Raw genomic sequence first — 24,780 nt, forward strand, 5'->3', positions numbered from 1 at the left:
ACAATCGCATGCCTGCTGGCCAACACCCTGACCGCCGCATGCCGCGCAAACAAACTCCCAGAACCAGAAGGCCTGACGGCTTAAAACGAGGCCGCCGCTGTTCAAACTGCGGCTGTTCTTTTTTCCGTTCTGATTTTGGTAGGTATTGGCGACATTTTAGGTCGTAACTTGTGCATGGTGATCGTATCCATTGGCGTGTCGCCTCCCAATTCCCTCCGATCCCCCCTACTACGAGCGTGGTGTAAATCCGGACCGCCACGCTCAGGCGAGATTGAGTGCCTGCGAAACAGCCCGGCTGCAGCCCATCAGGCACGTCAATTCGCAAGGCCGTTCTCAGAGCGCGAGATAGCCGATTCCGGCAAACGCGACGACACAACCAAGCCACTGGCTTGGTGACATACGCTCTTTCAAGATTGCCCAGGCAAGGACAACGGTCAGTAATCCAAAAACCGAAGCCGCGACGGATGCATATTGGGCATTGGGCAACCTACCAGCCGCGACCACACTGAGAATTGCGACGGCATCCAGTAAACCCATTAAGCACAAAAGGGGCAGTGCTTTTGTGCTGGGCCAAATCGACTTGCGAGACGCAAAAGCTATCGCTGCCAGAACCAGAATTGCCGTGAGTCGACCGATTAGAGACACGGTGTATTCGTTGCTGATCTCTGCCGCGTATTGCCCCAGGGCAAATGCTGCGGCGAACCCGGTTGCGGCGAGCAAAGACAAGACAATGGTTGGGCCACGGGCAGGGTAGGTTGTCTCGGTTTTGTCTGAGCGGGCTGCGACGATGGATACTCCGAGGCCGATTGCAATTACGGCCAACCAGTGCCACGCACTGACCATCGAGCCGCGCCAAATTGCGACGGTGACGGACAAGACCGGATAGCTGGCAACTAGCGGCGCAACCAATCGCACGGGCCCTCGATGAAAAGCCTCGTACATGCTGAGCCCGGCCAAGAGGTAAAAAAAACCTGCTGCAATCGCATAAGCCATCGCGTTGCCCGATATGGAGTTGATGTCGCCCCAGGCTGCAACCATCCCGATCTGCAGGATGGCACCAAAGAGCAAAACAAACATAAGCGAGGCGACCACGCTGACGGACTGGCTGATATAGCGGACCGAGAGATCATGAATGCCCCAGCACAACGCAGCTAGCAACCCGAGTGCAAGGGCGCTCATGTAAGGGAAGATTGTTGTAGTGTCGACCATATTGGCATGTGTTCGGTCCCAGATATCAACAGCGCCAAGATGTCACTGTTGATAAACTAATATTCCTGTTATGCAATAAATTAGGCAATGGAGACCCGGAGAATCCACTATGTCCTCGGCTTTGGATCAACTTGGAGGCGAAGAGAGCCTGCGCGCGCTTGTCGAACAATTTTATGATCGAATGGAGGCCGATCCGGCTGTGTATTCCTTGCACCGGCTGCATTTTCGGGGTCACGGATTGAACCATACAAGACAAGCGCAGTTCGAGTTCCTCAGCGGTTTTTTGGGCGGGCGAGCTTATTACCGGGAACGATTTGGCCACATGGATTTACGGGAAATACATGCCCATGTGCCTATTCGCGAGGCCGATGCAGAGCTTTGGCTGGAAACCTTTGACGCCGCTTTGGAAGATTGTGAACTACGCGGCCCGACGGTGGATAAAATGCGAACCTCCCTGCGACGTGCGGCATTGATGCTTGTTAACGACGTTCCCGACTGGCGCATCGAGGTGGATAGGAAAAAAGGACAAGAAGTCCCAGATTAGGCTATTTGCAGGGTCTCGAAATCAGTCGTCAAACAACCAACCGTTCAGATTAGATGAAGCCGGTCTTAAGTATTGAACGTCACAAAGATTTGCTCGATCGCGATATCGTCGTTTAGGTGTCATCTTTTGCACAGCACCCTTAGCCATGCCCTGATTGACTGCTTTTCGGCCGCAAGCCAGGGATGGTTCCGATTTCCCAGACAACCAAGGGGCCGCCCAAAGCAGCTGTGCAATGCGGGGATTGGGTTCCCGTCTTAAAGGCGCACAATTTCAACGGAATCCCCGTTTGACGATATGTGTGCAAAAGACGCGCCTCGATCTTCGCCCGGCGCGTGTTGACTGAAAAAACATCCCGACGTGATCGTTGTTGGTTAACGAACAACAAGGCCGCGGCACAGGCCGCAACCTCGATGTCTTCCAGTTTTACCGGATCAGATATCCAGCGTGTTTTCCTTTTCCCAGCGCGAGAAATGCGACACGAAGGAATTCCACTCCTGATGCTTCATCTTCAGGAAAGCAGACGAGAATTCGGCGCCCATCATGCCCTTCAGGTCTTTGTCTTTGTCGTATTCGCGCAGTGCATCAAGCATGTTCAACGGAAGCTTTGGTGCTCCGCGCACTTTATGGCCTTCGGCATACATATCGATATCCCAGCGCTTGCCAGGGTCTGCTTTGGATCGGATACCTGACAGTCCAGCCGCAATGATGACGGCCTGAAGCAGGTAGGGGTTGGTTGCTCCGTCCGGCAGACGCAATTCAAACCGCCCGGGGCCGGGCACACGCACCATGTGAGTCCGGTTGTTGCCCGTCCATGTCACGGTGTTGGGAGCCCATGTTGCACCCGACATCGTCCGCGGCGCGTTGATGCGTTTGTAGCTGTTCACCGTGGGGTTGGTGATCGCGGCCAGTGCTGACGCGTGCTTCATGATGCCACCGAGGAAGTGCTTGCCACGCTCTCCCAGACCAACCTCACCGGTCGGGCCGTCGCCCTCGCCTGCAAACACGTTGGTCTTGGCCGCATCGCCTGGCGCATCCCAGACCGAGATATGCGCATGACAGCCATTACCGGTCAGGCCTTCCACCGGTTTCGGCATGAACGTCGCACGCAGCCCGTGTTTTTCAGCAACCGATTTGGTCATGAACTTGAAGAAAGAGTGTTTATCAGCAGTGCGCAGAACGTCGTCAAACTCCCAATTCATCTCGAACTGGCCGTTGGCGTCCTCGTGGTCGTTCTGATAAGGTCCCCAGCCCAGTTCCAGCATGTAGTCACAGATTTCGCGCACGACATCATACCGGCGCATCACGGCCTGTTGGTCATAGCAAGGCTTTTCAGCTGTATCGAAAGGATCGCTAATTTGCTCTCCGTCCGGCGTCATCAGGAAGAACTCGGCTTCGATACCGGTTTTGACATGCATGCCTTCGTTTGCAGCTTCGTCGATCAGGCGGCGCAATACGTTACGAGGGGCTTGCGCGACATCGCTGCCTTCCATAACGCAGTTGCCAGCAACCCAAGCCACTTCGGGCTTCCAGGGCAGCTGAATGACCGATGAAGGGTCTGGAACTGCCAGCATGTCAGGATGAGCCGGTGTCATATCCAGCCAGGTGGCAAACCCGGCAAAGCCCGCACCATCTTGCTGCATGTCGGCAATCGCCTGCGCCGGCACAAGCTTGGCCCGTTGTCCACCGAACAGGTCGGTGAACGAGATCATGAAGTATTTGACGCCTTTTTCTTTTGCGAAAGCTGCGAGATCTGTCGTCACGATTGCTTTCCTTTCCCTGTTGAATTCTAGTTTTTCAAAGCAAAAACGCGGCCCCCATCAGGGAGCCGCGCAGCATCGGTTCAGAACCCTTCCTTGCCCGGGTACCAACTGGTGCCCGCCAAGGGGACTCGCGCCATGGCGGCCGCCTCCATTGTCAGGGCACACAGGTCTTCAGGTTCCAGATTGTGCAGGTGATTGTGGCCACATGCACGCGCGATGGTTTGGGCCTCAAGCGCCATCACCTTCAAATAGTTGCGCAGCCTGCGACCCGCAGCAACCGGGTCAAGACGCGAAGCCAGGTCGGGGTCTTGCGTGGTGATCCCTGCCGGGTCCTGACCTTCGTGCCAATCGTCATAAGCGCCAGTGGTTGTGCCCAGCTTCTGGTATTCGGATTCCCATTTGGGATCGTTGTCCCCAAGGGCCACCAGAGCAGCCGTGCCAATGGCAACTGCATCTGCACCCAGTGCCAATGCCTTGGCCACATCGGCCCCGGTGCGAATGCCGCCCGAGATGACCAACTGAACCTCACGATGTACGCCCAGATCCTGCAATGCCTGAACGGCAGGGCGGATGCATGACAGTGTTGGCAACCCGACATGCTCAATGAATACGTCCTGCGTCGCAGCGGTGCCGCCCTGCATGCCATCCATGACGACAACGTCCGCCCCGGCTTTCACTGCCAATGCAGTGTCGTAGTAGGGGCGCGTGGCGCCAACTTTCACATAGATAGGCACTTGCCAATCAGTGATTTCCCGAAGTTCGAGGATCTTGATCTCAAGGTCGTCCGGCCCTGTCCAGTCTGGATGGCGGCAAGCGGACCGTTGGTCAATGCCTTTGGGCAGGGTCCGCATCTCGGCCACACGGTCACTGATCTTTTGACCCAACAACATACCGCCCCCGCCGGGTTTGGCGCCTTGGCCAACCACAATCTCAATCGCATCAGCCTTACGCAGATCGTTGGGATTCATGCCATAGCGTGAGGGCAGGTATTGATACACCAGCTTGGTTGAGTGGCCACGTTCCTCGGGCGTCATGCCACCATCACCGGTGGTGGTTGACGTGCCCGCTGCGGATGCGCCGCGGCCCAGAGCTTCTTTCGCCGGACCGGACAATGCGCCAAAGCTCATACCCGCAATGGTGATCGGGATATCCAGCTCGATCGGCTTTTTGGCAAAGCGTGTGCCCAGCGTAACTGAGGTATCACAGCGTTCCCGATAGCCTTCCAACGGATAGCGCGACACCGACGCACCCAGAAAGAGTAGATCGTCGAAATGAGGAACTTTCCGTTTGGCGCCACCGCCACGAATGTCATAGATACCTGTCGCAGCTGCGCGACGGATCTCAGCATTGATCGGATTGGTAAATGTCGCCGACTGAATCGGCAGGGTGCGGGGGATCTGATCGTCCATATCTTTCATACCCTTCTTCCTCAGTAAGCTGCGGAATTGTCGATGTCGAAATTGTAAAGCTGACGAGCCGAGCCATAGCGTTTGAACTCTTCCGGCTTGGCGTCGCTGCCAGCGCGGTCCAGCAGATCCCTCAGAATATCCAGATGCTCAGGGCGCATTTCTTTCTCGATGCAATCAGCACCGAGGCTTTTGACCGAACCACGCACGAACAGCCGTGCCTCGTAGAGTGAATCCCCCAGCGCATCGCCCGCATCTCCGCAGACGACCAGATTTCCTGCCTGTGCCATGAAGGCGGACATGTGGCCGATATTGCCATGCACCACGATGTCGATACCTTTCATCGAAATACCGCAGCGCGAGCTTGCGTTGCCCTTGATGACCAGCAACCCACCATGGCCTGTGGCCCCGGCATACTGGCTGGCGTCGCCATCGACGATGACCTGGCCGGACATCATATTCTCAGCCACACCCGGACCAACTGAGCCGTGAACCTTGATGGTCGCCTGTTGGTTCATGCCGGCACAATAGTATCCGGTAGACCCCTTGACCGTCACTTCGATCGGCGCGTCCAGTCCGACAGCAATCGCATGGCTGCCTTTTGGATTTACAATTTCCCAACTGGTTTGGTTGGTCTCGGCGTTTTGCGCCTGCAGGGACGAGTTCAATCCACGCAGTCCGTCTGCCTCTAAATCATAGGTCTGCATTTCAGGCGGCCTTTTCGTGGGTTGTTGGACTGTCGTTGTGCGACCAGAAATATACGGTGGCCGGTTCAGGTTCCCAAACTCGGGCGTCTTCGATTCCTGGCAGGTTCACCAAGGCGCGGTATTCGCTGCCAAAGGCAACATATTGATCCGTTTCTGCCATCACTGCAGGCTTGCAAGCGATTGGGTCACGTACGACGCCAAACCCGTCTTTGGTGCCAACAACAAAAGTGAAAAAGCCGTCTAGATCATCGATGCTGGTTTCCAGAGCTTCCCCTAAAGTGGCGCCATTCATCATTTTCCAGGTCAGGTATGCGGCACCAACTTCGGTGTCGTTCTCTGTCTGGATGGTAACGCCTTCGCGGCGCAACTTGCGGCGCAACGAGTTGTGGTTGGACAGCGATCCGTTGTGAACCAGACATTGATCGGACCCCGTGTTGAACGGATGTGCGCCCATTGTTGTCACGGCGGATTCCGTCGCCATGCGTGTGTGTCCAATGCCATGAGTGCCGCTCATGCCGCTGAGGCTGAAGCGGTCTGCGACATCCTTGGGCAGGCCAACTTCCTTGTAGATTTCGAGGCTTTCGCCACGACTCATGATTCGAACCGTCGGCCGGATTTCAGCCAGCGCGGCGCGCGCGGCTTCGAACTGACGGGCGGGAATTTCCAAGACGGCATGTGTATCATTGTCTGCCTGACCAACCGTCACGCCAAGACTTTTGCCTAGCTCATCAGCCAAGTCGACAAAGTCCGTTTCGGGGTTGGGGGACTGAACTGTAATCTTGGTTTTGCCATCGGACTCAGAGCCGTAGATTGCAATACCGGCACTATCGGGGCCACGATCTGTCATCGTGATCAGCATGTCTGTCAGCATATTGCCCAGTTGGGGCGCAAGAGACTGGTCTTTGAGGAATAATCCAACAATTCCGCACATGGCTGGCAGATCTCCTTATGTGTTTCATTATGATTCGACGGTACCAACAAATCAGTGGGACATCAATAATCATAGGAAAGTTTTTTTCCTAAGAGGCAATGGGCGCGACCTGTGTTTTTCGCGCCCATTGCAAGCATTCAAGGCTGGATCAATATCGTTCCAACTGTGCTTTCACCTTTTCTTCGTCACCGGTGTGGCGCGCCTTTTCCAGGTGCTCAGCTTCGCGGACGAATTGGATGCGATGCCAGCCAACCCAGAAGACGACACCAATGATGACCATTAGAACTTCGTAACCTTGGAAGGGATAGACCGGCCCGACTTCGGCCAGATCCACGGCCCAGTTTGTATAACCATTCGTAGACATATCTTACTCCCTCATTTCGCTGCTACGCCACGGGCGGCCAGTTCTTCTTTATCGGCTTCGATAATGGCAGCTTTGGCGTCCTCATAGGCATGGTGTTCAGCGTAATCGAGACCCTGAAGTTCAACTTCTTCCGGGATGCGCAGTACGCCGGCAGCGGATTGCATTTTCGCCAGAGCCCAGCCTGGCAGGAACCCAAGGACAAAGAACATGATGACCGCACCCGTGATCTGACCGATCGGGTTGATGGTTGCATAACCTTCATATGGTGACGAAGGCACGCCCCATAGGACAAAGCCCGCGATGACCAGCCCGACGACACCTGCATAGCCATGCACGGCAACAGCACCGACAGCATCATCCAGCTTGAACCGACGCTCTACCCAGTAGTGCAGATTATAGACGATCACGACGCCGATTGCGGCAATGATCATCGCTTGGATCGGGTGATACAAATCATTTCCAGCAGACGCGGTGATGATACCGGCCAGACCGCCAGAGAAGGTCCAGAAGGCATCTCCCTTCGAGACGACATAGGCTGCCATCAACCCACCCGACAGCGACATCAGGAAGTTAAAGGTAATCGCCGACAGCGTGGTCGGGGCCAGATAGATGTTGGTTGCAGTCCAGGTGGCGCCAACGATCTGACCGTCGATAACCTCGGGCGAGATTACAGGCACGTTGCATGCCGCATAGAAACCCCAGAACCCGGTATAGATCAGGAAAATACCGATGGTCAGCAACCATGGATTATGCGGAGGAATATCCCGCGGCGTTCCATCCTTGGCAAACTTGCCAAGTCGCGGACCCAGCACCATGATCACACCAAGTGCGTAACCACCTGCGATTGCATGGATAACGCCTGATGCATAAGCATCGTGATACCCCAAGATGCGCACCATCCAGCCACCATAGTGCCAGCCCCAAGCAGCGTCGATGATCCACCAGACGGACCCGATCATGACTGCATGGACCCACAAAGCCGATGACCTGATCCGTTCGATCACTGAACCAGAAACAATCGAGGCAGCTGTCCACGAGAACAGAAGGAACGCGGCCCAGAAGACCCCTGTGATTCTGTCGTCCAAATTGGTTGCCATTGTGTTCGCCCACGGTAGATTTGCGGCACCTGCTTCGGTGTCGAGACCGCCCCAGAACGGAAAGTTCGGGAACGCCCAGTAGATCCACCATCCAAAGAAGAAGAACGTGACCGTCACCAGCGGGATGATCATGATGTTTTTCATCAATGTGTGCATATGGTTACGGGCCCGGCTGGCGCCGACTTCGTACATGCAAAAGCCCACATGGATGAGGAACATGAAGACGACCGTTACCCAGTAATAAAACTCGGTAAAGACCGTCGTAAGTGCATTTAGATTGCCATCCACTTCGTAGTCTCCCTGTTGTTGCAGCAGGAGGTCTTTCTGCGAAGCATTTCCTGCTGGGAATAATTGTATACTAAGGGGACAATCTCATTGGCGACCTGTCAATAGATATGTGGGGCAAACATCTTTAAGGTCTGTGCTTGAGGTATGTCCTCTCACGTCCAAAAACGCACTAAGCCACAGATAAAGAAAAGAAATATCAATACTCCCGGATGCTTTTAGGGTGCAAAAATTGCAGGCAAATATTCCCAACAGGAAAAAATTCTGCACACAAGTGTTGATTTTCAACCCAACATCGGCCTCAATATGGGCAACAAAAACGATCAACGGGAGAACCGAACCATGGCCATTCTTTGGAGGACGTCGGCCCTTGCGCAGCGCCACGCCGAGATCGGCGGCGAGCTTGAAGACTGGAACGGGATGGGGACTGCTTGGTTCTATGACCAAAGCCCTGAACGCGCCAAAGCTGACTACGAAGCAATTCGGACCAAAGCTGGTCTTATGGATGTTTCCGGTTTGAAAAAGGTTCACGTGGTTGGTGAGGATGCCGCCTATGTCATTGATCGTGTCACCACGCGGAACGTCGAAAAGATCATGCCGGGGCGGTCGACCTATGCCTCGATCCTGAATGCCGAAGGCAAGTTTGTTGATGATTGCATCATCTATCGCCTGTCGGTGAACACGTGGCTGGTGGTGCATGGCACAGGCACCGGAATGGAGCAGCTGACATCCGTGGCGGCGGGTAAGAATTGTTCGGTCATCTTTGATGATGACATGCATGACATGTCGCTGCAGGGTCCGGTGGCTGTAGACTTCCTGGCTAAGCACATCCCCGGAATTCGCGATCTGGCCTATTTCGGCATCATGCAGACCAAGCTATATGGCTGCCCGGTGATGATTTCGCGGACCGGCTATACCGGTGAGCGCGGGTATGAGATCTTCTGTCAGGCCAAGCACGCCGTTCACTTGTGGGACAGCATTCTGGTTGATGGCAAGGATATGGGCATCGTCCCGGTCCAGTTTTCGACGCTCGACCTGTTGCGCACCGAAAGCTACCTGCTGTTTTACCCCGGCGACAATTCCGAAACCTATCCGTTCGATGGCGATACCTGTGGTGATACACTGTGGGAACTGGGCCTGGATTTCACTGTCTCACCTGGAAAAACCGGCTTTATCGGCGCCGAGAACCACTATGCATCGCAAGGCAAAGAGCGGTTTAAGATCTATGGCGTCAAACTGAACGGCACGACGCCGGCGGATGAAGGCGCGGATCTGCTGCAAAACGGCGAGAAAGTCGGCGTTGTCACCTTCGGCATGTATTCTGATATCAATGGTCACAATGTGGGTATCGCGCGGATGCCGGTCGCATGTGCATCACCCGGTACCAAGCTGACGGTGCGCAACGGCGATGGGACAGAAATAACGGCAACTGCGGAAGAGATGCCGTTCTACGATCAGGACAAATCGATCAGAACCGCAAAGGGCTGAGTTTCAGGGGGCGCGACGGACACACCGTGGCGCCCTTTTCCTATTGAGGGCACAATGTCAAAGTTCGAATTTCCCAAGTCAATCGCAAGCCGCCCGGTCTGGGGCACGCTAGAGGTTCGCCAGGGCGAACATCATCTCATGATAGCCGAGGCTGAAGGGGCCGAAGCCATTCTCGACATCGCAACACCTGACCTGATGGCCAAAACCCATCTGATCTATATCCCGAAAGGCACGGATTTCGCGGAAAAGCTAAGGGCATTGAACCCTGCTCAGTTCTATGAAGGCCCGTCTTTCGAGGCGTCTCTGCCGCGCATTCGTCGGGTTCTGGAGGACGCGCATATGGGATTGCAGGTCTACCTGACCGGCACCGAAGGCATGATGGGGCAGGCCATGAATGAAGTGATGGCTGTGGGTCTGCCACACACGGCGATCCAGACCGAACATCGCGGATCGGTCGCCCGTCGGATGCAATGCGTGCATTGCAAGGGCATCACCGAAGACGTCGAGATTGACCCGTTTGTCTGTTCACATTGCGGCTTAAACCTGTTTGTGCGCGATCACTACTCCCGCCGTCTTGCCGCCTATCAGGGCGTCCGTATCGACGCCGAGGATCATGGTAATGTGCCCGAGTCGAAGGGGATTTACGAATGAGCGGTGCTGAGAAAATTCAGGTCAAAGTGACCGAGATCACTCCGCTGAACGAATTGGTGACGCGGTTCCGGTTCGAACGTATCGACGGCGCGCCATTACCAACCTTTTCGGGCGGGGCACATACTGTGGTCGAAATGCAGGATGGTGCCATTACACGGCTTAACCCCTATTCGTTGATGTCGGATCCGTTTGATCAGTCATCTTATACAATTTCGGTTCGACGCGATGATGAGGGCAGGGGGGGGTCGCTGTTCATGCACCGCCAGGTCAAGCTGGGCGACGAGATGACCATCAGCTATCCGGTCAACTTGTTTTCACTGGATTTGCGCGCTCGCAAGCATCTGTTTCTGGCCGGTGGCATCGGGATCACCCCGTTTCTGGCGCAGATCAAACAGTTGGAATTGCTGCACGGGCATTGGGAGTTGCATTACGCGTGCCGAAACACTGCCTTGGCATCTTATGCTGAGCAACTGACAGACAGACATCCGAACGAAACCCATCTGTACTATGACGATCAGAGCCAGGCGATTGATCTGAAAAATCTGCTCAGCGGGCAACCCCTGGGAACGCATGTGTATGTGTGTGGTCCAAAGGGCATGATCGACTGGGTCCGAAACACGGCTGCCGCCGAAGGCTGGCCCGAAGATTGCGTGCACTACGAAGAGTTCCTGGCGCCTCAGCCCGGCAAACCGTTCGAGGTGCGCTTGGCGGCATCGGATAAGGTCATTCATGTGGGTGAAAACGAAAGCCTGCTGGAGGCCATCGAACGTGAAGGCGTGGACGCACCATATCTGTGCCGCGGTGGGGCCTGCGGTCAGTGCGAAACCGTTGTGCTCGACCATGAAGGTAATTTCGTTCACCGCGATCACTGGCTGACGGGCGAAGAAAAGGCTGCGGGCAAGAAAATCATGCCCTGTGTATCGCGTTTCGAGGGCAAGTCCCTCGTGCTGGACCGTTGAGAGGAGGCCCAACATGACCATTCAATTCAACGACGAATCCTTCCGCGACGACTATACGTTTCACAACTCGGACTGGGCGATCAAACGCTTTCCGTTTCCGTTTCACGAAGACAGCTATATGTATTCAGTCAACATGGAACAGCATCGCGGCGGGCCCAAAGGATCGGTCTACGAGATGCGGTTCGACGTCGACGAACACTATGTGTCCGAGATGAAAGACCGCGCAATGGTTCTGGATCAGGACCCGCTGCGCTGTCAGTCGTTGCCGCATATGACATTGGCTGGCTGGGACTTGCTGGAACTAATCATGGTTAGCAAGTCCGAAGACTATCCCGATCTGTTCGAACTGCATCGCAATGGCAACCAGTGGCGCTGGGTCAACAAACCGATGGGCATTGATCACAGCTTTACCTTCATGGACGAAACCACGCTTCCGTACGGGCCGATGGAATACATCACCCGTCAGGCACAGGGTGATTTCGCCGTGCTGGATCAGCGTGACGAGATGCTGTGGATGGACGCGGGAATGGTGACGACCCAAGCGGATTGGAGCCTGGATTTTGACATCGGAATGAACTTTTTCGAATGGCACGCGCCGGTTCCCAAAGCCCATGAAATGGGCATTTTCCAACGCGCCCTGAAATTCCTGCTGAACATTCAACAGGGTGCCCCAGCACGGCGTCTGAATTGGACTATGACAGTGAATCCGCTGCTGGATACCAGCCCGGAGAACTATCACAAATGGGGTATCCAGAAGACGACGCTGACACCTGAAAACATAGCGCACAAACAGTATCTGCGGGTCGAGTTGCAAACCTTTTTCCGTCTACCGCGATCCAACGCCCTGGTATTCCCGATCCGCTGCTACCTGTGTAGTTTTCAGGACCTGATGACCGTTCCCAAATGGGGCCGCCGTCTGCATCGGGTCATCCGGGACCTGCCGGTCGAGCTGGCAACCTATAAAGGGTTCATCGATAACCGCCCCATGATGTTGGACTATCTCAGCCAGTTTGACGACGGGTTGCCCACGTCTCCGGGGATATGGCCGGATTTGGAAACGGAACCGCCTTTGTCTAAGTAAGCGAGACTTGCGAAATTTCTCAACTCATATGATTGATCCGGGCGAAGCGCCTTGGCTCATCTCGAGTGACGATTTTGCATTGTATGACGTGCTTGCGCTGCTTCGCGCGTCATTTCAGTACATGGATGCCCGGATCGACCCTCCGTCTTCTATCCATAGTCTGAACGTGGAAGGAATGCAGGTGCATTGTCAGGGTGGCGGCGAAATCTGGGCCGTTGGGCGACCACTTTTCGCGTGTATGTTTCTGACGCCCAAGCCAGACAGTTTGTACCTTGGAAAGCTTGCGGTGAAGGATGGATTGCGGGGTCAGGGTATCGGCCGCAGGTTAGTGCATCATGCTGAACGCCGTGCAGCAGAGCTTGGCTTACCTGCGCTGGAACTGGAAACACGCGTGGAACTTACTGAAAACCATCGCGTATTTTCGAGGCTGGGGTTCACGATCGTAAGCACGGGCAGTCGCGAAGGCTATGACAGACCCACAGATTTCTTATTGCGCAAACCGATCAGTTTGTCTGCGGATAGCTGATAACTGATATATACCGCGCCGGCAGGCTGACAAGCCGTTCGGGCCCATGCGGAGCATCTGCATCAAAGAACAGGGTATCGCCGGGTTTTAGCGGGTAAATCTGGTCCCCGTGGCGGTAATCCACCTCACCGTCCAGCATGTAAATCGTCTCGATCCCGCCATGTTGGAAAGTTGGGAACACATCTGATTCAGCGGTCAGGGTAATCAGATACGGTTCGACGATCACGCCGGATCCGTTGGCACCAATATGTCCCAACAGGTTATACTGATGGTTCGCACGTGTTCCTTCACGCTCCAGTTCGACGCCTTCTCCTGCTTTTGTATGAACCGCCTCGCGGCGTTCTTCAAACTGTCGGAAAAAGCTTGTCAAAGGAACCGAAAGCGCATCCGCCAGCGATTGCAGAGTCGTCAAGGACGGTGACGTATTTCCGTTTTCGATCTTGGACAGCATGCCAATCGAGAGGCCGGTCAACTGGGCCAGCTCTGCGACCGTTATGTTCTGCTGTTTGCGAAAGGCACGAACCTCGCGGCCGATGGCAACTTCAAGAACTTTCTCTCTGTCACCCGAACGAACGGAATGTGGGTCCTGCGTCAGGTTTGTTGCCATTTCTTTGTCGCGTTTTTTCAATTTCATTCTTTCAACGTCTTGCTACACGTGTCCAAACCGGTTCTGCAAGCAGGCGCGGCGCAATACCCAATTCAATTCGGATTACCATAGCATCAGTTTTTCCTGATAGTAATATAATCATGCTGGCAGAAAACAGAATAGAGATCGGATTCTCACTGTTTGACGGCTTTCACGGCTCTGACGCCGATGTCCTAAATCAAGGTTCGGCGGCTGTGGCAAGGATGCTTGGTACACCAGAACGTCTTAGGTTTTGACCCTTTCATCGGGCACTTCCACAAGAGACCTCAACCAGCGACGCGGATTGACGCCGATCACCCTTAAGAACTCGCGGTTGAAGTTCGACTTGGTGTTAAACCCGCTGGCCAGCATCGCCTCGGTCACCGATTTTCCAGTCTTCATTACGGCGCAAGCGTGAGATATCCGATGCCTATTGATGTAGCGAGACACATTCTCGCTTTTGCCTTTGTTGATTGCGCTTGAAAGCTGCTTTTCTGGAACCTGCAACTTTCGGGCCAACCGGGCCAGTGTGAGATCGGGATCGAGATATGGCTTATGTGTTTCCATATAAGCGTCGAGCTTTTCGACAATAGCGGTGTCACGGGTTTTATCTTGCTTGGAATACGCATCGCGCGTGTCAGAACCAATGCTCTGGCTTTCGATTGCATGCGATAGGCTGAGCGCCCCTAATATGAGCAATGTGATTGCGGAAAACAGGCTTGGCAGCCAGAGCAAGACCTCGGTGTCTCCTGATGCAAGGCGGGCTGCAATGAATATGTCGCTGCCTGCTGAGGCGATCAAAGCGATTGCCAGAACACGCCAAACCCAAACAATCATGCGCCCGTTTTCTAAGCGGCTATGGGGCAAACTATCTTCGCCGCGCAAGAGCATAAACGCGATGGCGATACCGTATGCCGCAAAGATAAAGGGGATCAACACGTCCAGCGCTTCGGGTCGGGTTGCCAGAAAACTTATCGCAAGGGCCGGACCTACCGCATGCAAATACAAGTCCTGTCTGCGCAGATAACCCACCGAGGCCTGACGAAAGGACAGCCACGCGGATGCGGCAATTACAGTCGCAAGAATGGGCTGAACGACCCTGAGACCCGTAAAGCCATAATATTGCACAAGCGCGATAACCGCACTTTGTGCTGCGCAGCATCCGATGAGGACCAAAAGCGTGGGATGGGTTTTGCGGGTTAGAAAGCGATGTAAAAGAAAGCCCGAAAGCAGCAGGGCAGTAATCATTGGGATCGGTAGAACTGGCATCAGGGGGGTCCGTTTTCGTCTGTCATAGGACCTAAATCCTGATCTGCGCGACCTTAAACCGGATTCAGGTCGTATGAAATCCCGACAGCGTCTGAATGTAGGCCGACACTAATGCCACCCTACAAAAAAGGCGCGCCATGAAACTTCCTCTTCTTACCCTCGTCATGACCCTTTCGGCGGGCACGGAAATTGCTGCACAAGATGTCGGCCTCGTCGAATTGACGATTGCCGCACCTCATCATGATCAGGACATGCAAATGGCTGTCATGTTCCCTGCGGCAGGTCAGCGCCAGACTATGTTTGCAGAAAATGCAGTGTTCTATGGAACAGCAGTAGTCGAAAACGCCAAGCCGGTGCCAGGGCAACATCCGGTTGTTCTTCTCTCACACGGATGGGGCGGCAATTATGCACGAATGGCGTGGCTTAGTGCGGGGTTAGTCTCGCACGGTGCAATCGTAGTGGCAGTAAACCATCCAGGCAGCACGACCTTAGATTTGGATTTCGATACCGCATTTAATCATTGGACCCGCGCCCAGGACATGTCCACCGCGTTGGATCACGCTCTGCAAGACCCGGTTTTCGCCCCCCTCATCGACACTTCACGGATCTACGCCACGGGCTTCTCTTATGGTGGCTGGACAGCCCTTTCGCTTGCGGGCGTCCAGGGCAATCGTGACGGATTTTTCGATTATTGCGAGGCCGCAGGGGCAGGGTCACAATTTTGCGCAAAGTTGACGGCAGAGGGCGTCGATGTAACCGCAATCGACCAGGAAAAATATGAGGCATCTTACAAGGATCCACGGGTCAGTGCCGTCGCAGCCATTGATCCGGGACTAACTTGGGATCTTGCGCATAAGGATGTGCGGGACGTGACAGCCTCGCTTTTTCTGATTGGATTGGGTGACGGGGCCGACAGGCTGAATGCAACAGACACGAGCGCCCTGGGAAGCAATTTTGAGGCGCTGGTTCCTCAGGCTGCGGTGATGACGATCGCGCCCGCAATGCATTTCACCGCGCTTGGATTATGTAAGCCCGCCGGTGAAGCGATTTTGATCGAAGAGCAGGACGATCCTGTTTGCACTGATCCTGGGGGAACGGACCGCGCCCAAGTTCTTGACATGATAATTGACAGTTTGGCCGCTCACTTCGATCTGAATTAGTGTATTTCGGACACTTACATATCGGCATTGCATCCAATGGTTCGGGCCGACCATACCCCTCAGCGGTATACCAAAAATTCGTAGTTGGCTTGCCGCTACCTGCCACTGGCTTTCTTCGTGCCCCGGTGATGGGCGAGGTCGATGAGCCGTCTGAATGTTGGGCATTCCAAATGCGATGGCGCCGGGCAATCCGCCACATGTCGCAGGGTATCGCGCAGCGCCGTCAGCTCGCGGATTTGCCGATCCAGCGCATCCGCACGAATGTGAAACTCTTGCCGGGGGATATTCGGAGTTCCATCAAGGCCGAACATCCCCGAGATTTCCTCAAGTGAAAACCCCGCAGATTTGCCCATCGTGATCAGGGCTAGTTGCAATACGACATCCGGCGTGAACTGCCGACGAAGCCCGTGCCGCGCAACAGACGAGATCAGGCCAAGCTCATCATAGTAACGCAGCGTTGAAGTTGGGGTGCCGGTCTTTTTCGACACCTCGCCTATATCCAAAAGTTTCATGCTTGACCTCAAGTCGACTTGAATTCGTAACGTCGCCTTCTGTAGCGATTCCGACAAGAGGAAAATAGTGGTGCACATCAAATCAAATGCATTGAAGACAACGAGACCCGGCGCTTTGTTGTGTTTCTCCCTGTCCATGCTGCTGGCCTCATTGGGCACCAGCATTGCCAATATCGCCTTGCCTGCAATCGCCCAGGACCTGAAGGCGCCGGTACATCAAGTGCAATGGGTGGTGATCGCATATCTCGCGACACTGACGCTGTTCTCTGTGCTGGCTGGACGACTTGGGGACCGCTTTGGACGACAGCAGATGCTGATCTTCGGGCTTATACTTTTCGCGCTGGCCTCTGCGTTTTGCGGCTTGGCGCCCAATCTCAAGGTGTTGAGTGCCGCGCGGTCTCTTCAGGGAATTGGTGCTGCATTCCTCATGGTGCTGACCGTCGCACTCGTTCGCGATATTTTTGAAACAGAGCGTGTCGGGCAAGCCATGGGCCTGTTGGGCACGATGTCGGCGGTCGGAACTGCACTGGGACCTTCGTTGGGTGGGGTGCTGATTGGAAAACTCGGGTGGCAAGGAGTGTTCTTTGTCCTGGTGCCGATGAGCCTGACTACGGCCATTTTGGCCGTTCGGCTTTTGCCCGCAAGTGTTTCCTCTGGGATAACACCTCTGGTCGGACTAACTGCACTGCGAAAGAGCGGCGCAATCCCCGGCCTTGCGGCAAATTTTCTGGTGGCAAATGTGATGTTGACCACTTTGCTGATAGGCCCCTTCTTTCTGGGGCAGTCTCTTGGGCTGAGCGCGGCGAAAGTGGGGCTTGTCATGTCGGTCGGACCAATCATATCGATCTTCCTCGGCGTCCCATCGGGTCGGCTTGTGGATGCATGGGGGGCGGCGCGTGTTCTGTCGCTTGGGCTCATTGCTCTGACCACCGGGACCTTTGCACTTGCGGTCCTGCCAGTCGCATTTGGTGTCATTGGTTACATTGGCGCAATCAGCATCCTGACACCGGGATACCAGTTGTTTCAGGCGGCCAACAACACCATGATAATGGTAGGGGTTCGGGCAGATCAGCGGGGGACAGTTTCAGGGCTGCTTGGCTTGTCGCGCAATTTGGGCCTTATTTTCGGCGCCTCTGTCATGGGGACGGTCTTTTCCTTTGGGATCGGCGCCCGCACCGTCGAGGCAGCAACTGCTGAAGCGATTGCCAACGGGATGCAGCTCACCTTTGTAATCTGCGGGGTATTGGCCATCGTGGCGTATTGGCTTTCGCGTCGAACTTCGTTGAAGAGCATCACCAGTAAGACAGTTGCGAGACAATGATAAAGGAGGTCGCAGTCCTACCGATGAACACTTTTAAACCTGTCCCAATAGACGGCTTGAACGTACAGATTTGGGGGCATGGCGATACGCCCGCGCTCATTTTCCATGGGGGGCCAGGGTCGGGTCTCAACCCGCAGCACACAGCCTATTTCGACGCCGACCGCCATCGGGTAGTTCTTTTTGACCAACGCGGAACAGGGTTGTCGGGCAGAGCTGGTCGGGTCACAGCAAACACGACTCAGCACACCCTACGCGATGCCGAGGCCATCCGGATGGCCCTGGGATATGAAGATTGGATTGTGCTGGGTGGTTCATGGGGTGGCGCACTGGCATTGGCCTACGCATCCGCTCATCCTGATCGGGTACGCGCATTGATCGTGCGCAGCACGCATATCTGCCGTCCTTCAATGGATCAGTGGATGTTGCGCGATAGGGCAAAGCGTTTCGAAGCCGGGCAGCTTGCGCGCGGCCTGTTTCTCGATCCTCTCGATGAGACTGAACAGCTCCATCCTGCCATAGCATGGTTTGCCCGTATGGAAGACAATGACGCGCAAGCACGTGAGGCAGCCCGCCGTGTGGTGGCCCTTGAAGATGCGTTTCATGGACCGCAACCCGGCACTGTGCGACTTCCGGCAGCCGTCACCCAAAGCGACATAAATCGCACCCGCGTGTACCTTTGGTACTGGCTTAATAATTTCTTCCTACCTGCTACCGGCCCCGGAGATCCAAATACAATCGCCGTACTCCCACATCGTTTGATCCATGGAGAGGATGACCTAATATGCCCGATTGAACCTGCCCGTGCCTTTGCCCAAGCTGGAAAGCTTGAATTTGAGGAGATTGAGAGACTGGGTCACAACGGGTTGGCGCCGCAGATGATCGCTGCTGTGCGCCAAGCCGTAGATGATTTGAGCGGTTGAGTATCGAACAGAAGCGCGTTCTCAAATCGGACAATCGCGGCAATTCCGAGTGCGCGGAATTTGGGTTCAGGGCATCGTCATTTTTTTGGCTGCGTGAGGTGGCTGAAGCAAAGCGCGATGCCTGACCGCCTTCGATTCCGTATGCGAGAGACGGGGGACAATCCTGGCTGGTCATTTCGCTTCGCGCGTCGATGTTGTTCAGCAGTTTGTATCGTTTGCCCGGTAATCTTTTGGTCGATTTCTGTGCCAAGCCGACCCATCTCACCCGATTTAAGAAGCTGTTTGTTCTTGCTCGGCATTCACGTTGGCTGTGGCACCTAAAAGCCCAATGGCAGGAATAGTTAAGTTATCTATGAGGCGCATGTTTAGCCTCGCCCGGTGCCAGCTTCGTATGAGGCACATGATTACGATTCGAAATATTTTTCGAAGCTATTTTTCTGCATATGTGCAATCGAAATAGAAAACTCCGACCACGGGCAGTACTGCACCGTACCTTCGGGGCAGGATCACTTTAGTCAGCCACAACCTCAAAGGTGACAACGATGGCGGTGTTTTCGCTGCCTTTGGTGTATACGCGCCCCTGATATTGGCCGGGTTCTGCCAGATCATGAATGGTGAGGCTTACGGCAACGTCGACGGCCTGTCCCGGGGGAATACGGACTGCGGAAGGTTGGATGCTCATCTTGTCGGTTGGCAACACGTTGCCGTCGCGGCTGATCATGTCGCCCGGTTCGAACTGCAAGTCGACAACGTCTGCTCCGGCAGGTGCCGCAAAGGACAACAGAATGGTTCCTGTCTCACCGGGCCTGCAGGGCTTGCGGCAGTGAAAGGGTCCGTCCAGCTGTTGTGTGGTGCTGTTTTCCGCATTCAGAATGCCCCGTGCGATCTGAGATATCGGAAGTGTATCCTGCTCCGGAACGGCCTTGGTGGCCGTGCGGAGAGCGCTGACAAATGGTTTTCGCTCGAAATAAGGCATAGCTTAATGTGCACAGCCTACAGCGTTTAGTAAATGACAAACTTGAAAGGAACGCGTATTGGATTCACGGGATTTCGAAATTTAAGATATTGAATATCTACAAAAAAAATAGGGCGAGTGTTAGACCTGACGCGCCACCAGATAATCCATGAACTGACCAAGAAACGCGCGCGGCGCCGCGTTGGTATTTGCAAATACAAGATCGAATTCCCGACGGGCCGCCGCAAGCAGGTCATTTGCTGCGGCCTGAGCATATTCAATGCAAGAATAGTGGTTCATCCGCGCCAATACCCATTCGACCTCTTGTTCCGAACGGGCCGTTCTTGGCTTTTCCAGAAACTCTGACAGTCGGGACTGTTCCTGCCGATCCGCCTGCGCCCCAAGACGGCCCAGCATCAGCGTGCGTTTGCCTTCGTAGATATCCCCGCCGATCTCTTTGCCGTATTTCCCCTGGCTTCCCACAAGATTCAGAACGTCATCCTGGATCTGAAAGGCGGCCCCCAGAAAAAAGCCGAACGCGTTGAAGTCACCCAGATTCAGCGCTCCTGAGGCGACATCGTCCGGGCGCGCGATCAGGGCACCTATACGCATCGGGTGAATGAAGCTGTACCAGCAGGTTTTCTTCAGACACATGGTCAGGTAGTCGGACGGGCTGAGGTCAAGGCGATTGTCTTTTATCCATCCCAATTCAAGAGCTTGGCCCTCGATCGACTCTTTCAGCAGGTGATCAAACTCGTCCACCACGCGCGCGCCGGTCATCGGGCCCAGAGGGCCGAGGTTCTGGCGCAGCAGGCTCAGCGCCAGAGATTGCATGCCGTCGCCGATATTGATCGCCAAAGGCACACCAAGACGTTTGTGCATACATTCCCGACCCCGTCGGAAATCGCTGAGGTCTTCTATATCGTCATGAACCAGAAATGCATTGTGCAGCAATTCGATGACCGCAGCAGCAATTTCGGCATCCTCGGCTTTTCCGCCGAATGCTTCACACGTGGCCAGAAGAAGGGCAGGTCTAAGCCCTTTGCCCGAGGTTTCGATATAGTCCCGCATAGGCCCATAGAGATAGGCTTGCGGCTCACCCGTTGGCATTTTGTCCAACAGTACCTTGCGCGCCTGATCGCCATAACGCGTCAGTTGCTCAAGGAAACCTTGCGTGGCCGCGGATGCCGGCTGCGCCTTGGGAACAGTCACCGGTCAGCCTTTCTGCGTGATGATGACTTTGCGACCGGACATGTCGGTTGGCGGTGTGGTCGCCTCGACAATGCCGATCGCCAGATCTTCAGCAAAGTCCGCGCCGGGGATCGGTGTGTCCCGGCCTGGCAGATGCGCGGCCATCAGATTATAGAGCTCTGGAGGTGCCGCGACCATGCGCAACGCGTTCGAGATCGCAGGGTCTTCGACAATTCCGCCGGGCTTGGAGTATTCGGCCGTCAGCGGACCAATCGCGGCCAGCGGTCCTTGCCCACCACGTTTGGTGCCGGTGGCGTCTTGTCCCATGCGCAAAGCGGCCTCGACAGCGATGGCAAAGCGTTCATCCCAGGGCTCACCCGCCTGATACCGGGCATAGTCATAGGCCCGCAGGGGTTGCAGGATGTCGGGCTCATGCAGATCCCAGATTTCACAGGGCTGCGCCTCAGAACCACTGCGCCGCAGGATGGCATTGACGGCTCTTCGGGCAGCCTCATTTGCGCCTTCCATGGTGGCCAGGTCGGTGTTGGTCCGGACGTAGTCGGACGCAAGCATAAAGTTCGGTATCAGCGTCGCCGCTTCGGGCCGCAGCCGCCAGCTGTTAATGCGGTTTACCAACAACGGTTCGACATTGCTTTCTCGGGCAGGATGATCGGGGTCCTCGACGATGTCGGGATCCAGGAACCAATAGTGCAGTTCTTCATCCCTGAGGACGATGTTGCCATCAACGTTCAGGCTGCGTTTGAGCTGTTCCCAGACTTCTTTGGCGATTTCTTCACGAGAGCTGTCGCGCGCGGTTTTTCCGTTTGTGCCCGGCTTGTCCCATTCGGAAATATCGACCGAGAGCAATCCCTTGGTCTTACCATCGGCCCAGTTTTCAAAATCTATCTGGGACCAGAATTGTTTTTGCGAAACAGCCGTCAGCGCCCAAGGGCTGTCGATAAAGATCACATGGCCATGGGCCAGTTCAACATCCTTGGTCAGGTAAAACTGGATGCCATTCATCCACTGCACGTCTTCGGCAAGCAAAGGCAGCTTGGCCAGACCCGGATCTACCTTTGTCATGGCCGGCGTCACCAAAGGTGCAATGCGTTCAATGGGCAGGGCGCTGATGAACCAGTCGCCGGTGATCTGCTTTTGCGTGCCGTCCTGTTCAACCGTGGCGCTGACAATTCGGCCGTTTCGGCATTCAATCCCGGTCACCTTGGAATCGAAATGGTACACCACACCCCGGCTTTTCAGATATTCCAGCCAAGGCTGAATCCAGACCAGATTGGTTGGCCCGTTCAGCAGCCTGTTGCTGGTCGCCTCGGGTGTTGCGATCCCAAGCTGCAGTTGAATGGCGACATCGCCGACGGTCTTGGTGCTTGCGGTTGTCGCTTTGGCCGCCACCAGTGACCGGGTCAGGCCGATTGCCAGAAACTTCTGATAGGCTTCGGACCGCTCCGTGGCGCCGATGAATTCCCACCAGCCGATACGTTCATACTCATCGAACCGGCGCTCTTTGCACGAGGTCGCAATGCGCCACATGCAACCAAGGAAATGTTCGATATCCTCAAAGTCGATTTCGTTGCGCGGCGAGATTGTATAGGCAAAGGTCTTGAGCGCATTGGCGACCTCTTTTAGCGATTGTGGAAACCGCTCGGGTACGATGATACCGGGGTGGTCGAACTGGCTGACCAATACCTGGGTTGTCGGAACCAGATTGTCGTAGCAGGTGCCCTTGTCATAATAGGGCGTGCGCGACATCGTATTGGTGATGTGCCGGTAGAAGTTGGGGAAGAACCGGAACCCATGTTCACCGGGCAACCAGGGACGTTTGACACCGGGTGGCAGGTCATAGCCGTGCATCCCGATCCAGTCTTTCAGCGCTCTGATATGTTCCTCTTTCGAACCGTGATCGTCTTCACCTTCAAGCACGGGAATGCTGCGGGCCTTGCCGCCGGCGATAAGCTGACGCTCGTACACTTCGACTTCGAAACCCCGTTCGATCAGCTCATGCGCGGCGCTCATCCCGCCGACGCCTCCGCCTAATATGACCACCTTTTCAGCCATCGGATGTTCCTTTCGCGGAATAGACGTCAAATCGTAGGGTGATGTCGGACAGGCTGGCCTCTCCGATCCCGAAACCCTGCAGACGGTTGATCCACATATAACGCGGATTCGAGGTCAGATACCGGGGTGCCAGCCGAACCGGGGCACTGGGTGGCAGCTTGCCCTTGGCAAGGGCGGCATAGCCATCCGTACCGAAATCGCAGATCCCGGTATCGTCGAACATGACCGGGGCACCGCCGGTTGTCGGATTGATCAGCGCCTTGGCATGCAGAATACCCACACCATCAGGGCGCACGCGCATCCAGTCTCCGCCCACGGGCTCGATCGTTCCGTTCAGGTTCGGGCCGGTCACGGTACCGCCTTCTTTGATCGCAAAATGCAGCCATATGCCATCGGGAGTTTCACCCGATGGGTTGAAGTTGCCCGAAAACGGCACCTCAAAATGGGCGATATGATCCAGCACCGGACTGGATGTCTCGTGTTTTGGCGCGCGATCTTCTGGTTTCGGCGCGACCGCGTTTCCGGGGTCATAATCGCGCCCACCCGAGGTCAGAACCGGCCGCCAGGTCATCTGTTTTCCCACAGCGGGAACCGGCAGGGCCGCTGCAAATTGTTGCAACCCCGATTGTGGATCCTGACCCAGTGGCCACCCACGGACAGCCCGTTCAGGTCCGCCCCCTTCGCGATAGAACAGGCGCAGCGTGTCATGCGGAGATATCGCAGGCCCGGCCTCAACCAGAACCCGCTGTACCCCGGTGGCTGCTTGAAAGGCGGCCTCGGACCAGCGCAGGGTGACCCCGCCGTCGCTGAATTCCCGCATACCCATCGCGCCGGTCAGCACGTGATGGTCGAGATAGCCTGAGCTTCTTTGATCCTGAGGCGGAACTTCTGCTGAACGCGGAAGATATGATCGCCATCTGCCGAGGTCTGCAGATATTTGACAGCAATGTCAGAAGGCACAACAATCTCAACCGGTGCGCCCTGCAAAGACACCAGCACGGCCTTGTTCACTGGAAATGCGCCAGACCGCAGCAGCGGCCCGTCCAGAAATGGCAGAATGCTGTCGCGGGGCAGGACCATTGAGTTTTCCATCGGTGTCGTGACCGCCTGGAACAGGCCGTTACCCATCACACAGGCATAGGGCCCAAGATGTCCCAGGGATTCCAGCTGGCTGATCCCGGCAACCACGGCCTCGAAAACCTCGGGGCCGGTAGGCTTTTTCTTGGAACCGCCGGAAATGGGTTGTGCCTCCCCCGCTTCCAGCAGGCCTTCGTATTTTCCACCACCGCTTACGGTATAAACTGGGGGCAGCGTGACGGGTGCGCCGGGCGCGGGTTGGGGGCCTTCACCAGTGCCGGCCTGACCGTTGAAAATGATCTCATCCTCGACCCGTGCGACAATGGCAGCCGCCCGGCGGAACATGATCAGCGCGGCGGCCAGTTCAGGATCTGCAAGCTGTGCGCCTTTGACATGGACGTTCACGGACACTGTCGACAGCCGCGTCGTATCAAAATCATTCACGCCATAGCGCATCTTTGGACCGGTCGCTTCGGGAACCAGTTCAAGCTTGTTCAGAGGAACCGATTGGGTATCAGCCGGTAGCGGGCCGTAGAGCGGCAGAAAACTGGCAGCAATACGCGCGCGCAACGCTTCATCGTGGACGGCCTTGTTCACAGCGTCCCACTGCTGCTGGTCCAATTCAAGTGCTTCGGTCATCGTCTCCCCCTTCTGGATGGCACTGCGCGG

At 55.5% G+C, this 24,780-nt stretch carries 24 protein-coding genes; 9 read left to right on the top strand and 15 right to left on the bottom strand.

The window, feature by feature from the left end; genetic code table 11:
• Positions 1-333 precede the first annotated feature (333 nt).
• Positions 334-1,209, bottom strand: coding sequence for an EamA family transporter (locus tag AC2FIP_RS13950; RefSeq protein WP_496786878.1), 876 nt, complete (start codon positions 1,207-1,209; stop codon positions 334-336).
• A 109-nt stretch (positions 1,210-1,318) separates the two neighbouring features.
• Between AC2FIP_RS13950 and AC2FIP_RS13955 the strand changes: the two genes are divergently transcribed.
• Positions 1,319-1,753 carry a group II truncated hemoglobin gene (locus AC2FIP_RS13955; protein ID WP_496786880.1) on the top strand — a complete coding sequence of 145 codons (435 nt, stop codon included), beginning with the start codon at positions 1,319-1,321 and terminating at the stop codon, positions 1,751-1,753.
• Positions 1,754-2,184: 431 nt separating this feature from the next.
• On the opposite strand, the gene glnT is transcribed toward AC2FIP_RS13955, so the two are convergent.
• From glnT to AC2FIP_RS13985, 6 genes are all read right to left on the bottom strand, one after another.
• Entirely contained in the window at positions 2,185-3,513 is a 1,329-nt protein-coding gene (gene glnT, locus AC2FIP_RS13960) for a type III glutamate--ammonia ligase (RefSeq protein ID WP_496678514.1), read from the bottom strand.
• A gap of 80 nt (positions 3,514-3,593) precedes the next feature.
• Positions 3,594-4,922 carry an FMN-binding glutamate synthase family protein gene (locus tag AC2FIP_RS13965; RefSeq protein WP_496678521.1) on the bottom strand — a complete coding sequence of 443 codons (1,329 nt, stop codon included), beginning with the start codon at positions 4,920-4,922 and terminating at the stop codon, positions 3,594-3,596.
• 20 nt (positions 4,923-4,942) lie between these two features.
• Positions 4,943-5,626, bottom strand: coding sequence for a protein GlxC (locus AC2FIP_RS13970; protein WP_496678512.1), 684 nt, complete (start codon positions 5,624-5,626; stop codon positions 4,943-4,945).
• A 1-nt stretch (position 5,627) separates the two neighbouring features.
• Positions 5,628-6,557, bottom strand: coding sequence for a class II glutamine amidotransferase (locus tag AC2FIP_RS13975; protein WP_271951761.1), 930 nt, complete (start codon positions 6,555-6,557; stop codon positions 5,628-5,630).
• Positions 6,558-6,705: 148 nt separating this feature from the next.
• Positions 6,706-6,921 carry a hypothetical protein gene (locus AC2FIP_RS13980; RefSeq protein WP_142638480.1) on the bottom strand — a complete coding sequence of 72 codons (216 nt, stop codon included), beginning with the start codon at positions 6,919-6,921 and terminating at the stop codon, positions 6,706-6,708.
• Positions 6,922-6,932: 11 nt separating this feature from the next.
• Positions 6,933-8,306 carry an ammonium transporter gene (locus AC2FIP_RS13985; RefSeq protein WP_271951763.1) on the bottom strand — a complete coding sequence of 458 codons (1,374 nt, stop codon included), beginning with the start codon at positions 8,304-8,306 and terminating at the stop codon, positions 6,933-6,935.
• A 339-nt stretch (positions 8,307-8,645) separates the two neighbouring features.
• On the opposite strand from AC2FIP_RS13985, the gene AC2FIP_RS13990 reads away from it, so the two are divergent.
• Genes AC2FIP_RS13990 through AC2FIP_RS14010 form a run of 5 tightly spaced genes read left to right on the top strand, consistent with a single transcriptional unit; the run spans position 8,646 to position 13,008 of the window.
• On the top strand, positions 8,646-9,791 hold the full coding sequence (locus tag AC2FIP_RS13990; RefSeq protein ID WP_496703398.1) for an aminomethyl transferase family protein: 1,146 nt from the start codon (positions 8,646-8,648) through the stop codon (positions 9,789-9,791).
• Positions 9,792-9,845: 54 nt separating this feature from the next.
• The gene (locus AC2FIP_RS13995; RefSeq protein WP_142638486.1) at positions 9,846-10,442 is read left to right on the top strand and encodes a dimethylamine monooxygenase subunit DmmA family protein; all 597 of its coding nucleotides are present in this window, start codon (positions 9,846-9,848) and stop codon (positions 10,440-10,442) included.
• Entirely contained in the window at positions 10,439-11,401 is a 963-nt protein-coding gene (locus tag AC2FIP_RS14000; RefSeq protein WP_281973362.1) for a PDR/VanB family oxidoreductase, read from the top strand. The genes AC2FIP_RS13995 and AC2FIP_RS14000 overlap by 4 nt, the downstream gene beginning before the upstream one ends.
• Before the next feature lie 13 nt (positions 11,402-11,414).
• The gene (locus tag AC2FIP_RS14005; protein ID WP_142638490.1) at positions 11,415-12,482 is read left to right on the top strand and encodes a heme-dependent oxidative N-demethylase family protein; all 1,068 of its coding nucleotides are present in this window, start codon (positions 11,415-11,417) and stop codon (positions 12,480-12,482) included.
• A 7-nt stretch (positions 12,483-12,489) separates the two neighbouring features.
• Complete coding sequence (locus AC2FIP_RS14010) at positions 12,490-13,008, top strand: GNAT family N-acetyltransferase (RefSeq protein ID WP_496786882.1); 519 nt, start codon at positions 12,490-12,492, stop codon at positions 13,006-13,008.
• On the opposite strand, the gene AC2FIP_RS14015 is transcribed toward AC2FIP_RS14010, so the two are convergent.
• A complete protein-coding gene (locus AC2FIP_RS14015; protein ID WP_496692831.1) occupies positions 12,986-13,642 on the bottom strand; it encodes a helix-turn-helix domain-containing protein in 657 nt (218 codons plus the stop codon). The genes AC2FIP_RS14010 and AC2FIP_RS14015 overlap by 23 nt on opposite strands.
• 237 nt (positions 13,643-13,879) lie before the next feature.
• Positions 13,880-14,902, bottom strand: a complete 1,023-nt coding sequence (locus AC2FIP_RS14020; RefSeq protein ID WP_496692830.1) for a helix-turn-helix domain-containing protein — start codon at positions 14,900-14,902, stop codon at positions 13,880-13,882.
• Positions 14,903-15,039: 137 nt separating this feature from the next.
• Here AC2FIP_RS14020 and AC2FIP_RS14025 point away from each other — a divergent pair, with 137 nt between their 5' ends.
• Entirely contained in the window at positions 15,040-16,062 is a 1,023-nt protein-coding gene (locus AC2FIP_RS14025; RefSeq protein ID WP_496702439.1) for an alpha/beta hydrolase family protein, read from the top strand.
• A 95-nt stretch (positions 16,063-16,157) separates the two neighbouring features.
• Here the strand turns inward: AC2FIP_RS14025 and AC2FIP_RS14030 are convergent, their stop codons facing one another.
• On the bottom strand, positions 16,158-16,574 hold the full coding sequence (locus tag AC2FIP_RS14030; RefSeq protein ID WP_496786884.1) for a helix-turn-helix domain-containing protein: 417 nt from the start codon (positions 16,572-16,574) through the stop codon (positions 16,158-16,160).
• Between the two features lie 70 nt (positions 16,575-16,644).
• On the opposite strand from AC2FIP_RS14030, the gene AC2FIP_RS14035 reads away from it, so the two are divergent.
• Both AC2FIP_RS14035 and AC2FIP_RS14040 read left to right on the top strand, forming a co-directional pair.
• Positions 16,645-17,895 carry an MFS transporter gene (locus AC2FIP_RS14035; RefSeq protein ID WP_496786886.1) on the top strand — a complete coding sequence of 417 codons (1,251 nt, stop codon included), beginning with the start codon at positions 16,645-16,647 and terminating at the stop codon, positions 17,893-17,895.
• A 23-nt stretch (positions 17,896-17,918) separates the two neighbouring features.
• Entirely contained in the window at positions 17,919-18,815 is an 897-nt protein-coding gene (locus AC2FIP_RS14040; protein WP_496786888.1) for an alpha/beta fold hydrolase, read from the top strand.
• A 511-nt stretch (positions 18,816-19,326) separates the two neighbouring features.
• On the opposite strand, the gene AC2FIP_RS14045 is transcribed toward AC2FIP_RS14040, so the two are convergent.
• The 5 genes from AC2FIP_RS14045 to AC2FIP_RS14065 all read right to left on the bottom strand — a co-directional run bounded on the left by AC2FIP_RS14045 (position 19,327) and on the right by AC2FIP_RS14065 (position 24,750).
• Positions 19,327-19,791, bottom strand: a complete 465-nt coding sequence (locus AC2FIP_RS14045; protein ID WP_142638504.1) for a hypothetical protein — start codon at positions 19,789-19,791, stop codon at positions 19,327-19,329.
• A gap of 120 nt (positions 19,792-19,911) precedes the next feature.
• Positions 19,912-20,982 carry a polyprenyl synthetase family protein gene (locus AC2FIP_RS14050; protein ID WP_496786890.1) on the bottom strand — a complete coding sequence of 357 codons (1,071 nt, stop codon included), beginning with the start codon at positions 20,980-20,982 and terminating at the stop codon, positions 19,912-19,914.
• A 3-nt stretch (positions 20,983-20,985) separates the two neighbouring features.
• Positions 20,986-23,034 carry a hydroxysqualene dehydroxylase gene (locus AC2FIP_RS14055; protein WP_496786892.1) on the bottom strand — a complete coding sequence of 683 codons (2,049 nt, stop codon included), beginning with the start codon at positions 23,032-23,034 and terminating at the stop codon, positions 20,986-20,988.
• Positions 23,027-23,854, bottom strand: a complete 828-nt coding sequence (locus AC2FIP_RS14060) for a DUF3237 domain-containing protein (protein WP_281995742.1) — start codon at positions 23,852-23,854, stop codon at positions 23,027-23,029. Before AC2FIP_RS14060 ends, AC2FIP_RS14055 begins: the two co-directional genes overlap by 8 nt.
• 14 nt (positions 23,855-23,868) lie before the next feature.
• Positions 23,869-24,750 (bottom strand): encapsulin, encoded by an 882-nt coding sequence (locus tag AC2FIP_RS14065; protein ID WP_496786894.1) that lies wholly within the window; start codon positions 24,748-24,750, stop codon positions 23,869-23,871.
• Positions 24,751-24,780: the final 30 nt, after the last annotated feature.

The sequence above is a fragment of the Ruegeria sp. CDSB114 genome, from assembly GCF_059611025.1.